At 58.2% G+C, this 799-nt stretch carries 1 protein-coding gene; it reads right to left on the reverse strand.

The features are described 5' to 3' along the window. On the reverse strand, positions 1–799 hold a 799-nt coding region (locus V7728_RS20370), incomplete at both ends, for a hypothetical protein (protein ID WP_335371385.1).

The raw sequence follows: 799 nt of genomic DNA on the forward strand, positions 1-799 counted from the left end.
CGGTTACACCGGTTGTGCCCGTTACTCCTGCTGGGCCGGTTTCTCCCGTTGCCCCAGTTACTCCTGTTGGGCCAGTTTCTCCCGTTGCCCCAGTTACTCCAGTTGCACCGGTTTCTCCTGTTGAGCCAGTAATCCCTGTTGCACCGGTTTCTCCGGTTGAACCAGTTGGGCCGGTTGCACCAGTCGAGCCGATTGTTCCAGTTATTCCAGTGGCGCCCGTTGCGCCGGTTGTTCCTGTTGACCCGGTTGCTCCTGTTGGGCCGGTTGAGCCCGTGGTTCCTGTTATCCCCGTTGCTCCGGTTATTCCTGTCGATCCCGTTGATCCGGTTTCTCCGGTTACACCTGTTGGGCCGGTTACACCTGTTGCACCAGTTACACCGGTCGCCCCGGTTTCTCCTGTTGATCCGGTTTCTCCAGTTAATCCCGTCGCACCAGTTGATCCCGTTACACCAGTCGGGCCGGTTGCGCCTGTTACTCCGGTTGCGCCAGTAACTCCAGTTGCACCGGTTGATCCTGTTACCCCAGTTGGGCCAGTTGGGCCGGTTGATCCAGTCGGTCCTGTTGCACCAGTCGAGCCTGTTGTTCCCGTTCCGCCAGTTACACCAGTTACCCCAGTCACTCCAGTCACTCCAGTTGCACCGGTTACACCTGTTGAGCCAGTTTCTCCGGTTGAACCAGTTACACCAGTTGGGCCTGTTACTCCAGTCGCCCCTGTTGCACCGGTTGAGCCGGTTTCTCCTGTCGATCCCGTTGCTCCGGTTGTTCCTGTAATTCCAGTTGGGCCGGTTTCTCCTGTCGA

Origin of the sequence: Bacillus sp. JHAA, from assembly GCF_036961585.1 — a bacterium.
Lineage (GTDB): Bacteria > Bacillota > Bacilli > Bacillales > Bacillaceae > Bacillus > Bacillus velezensis.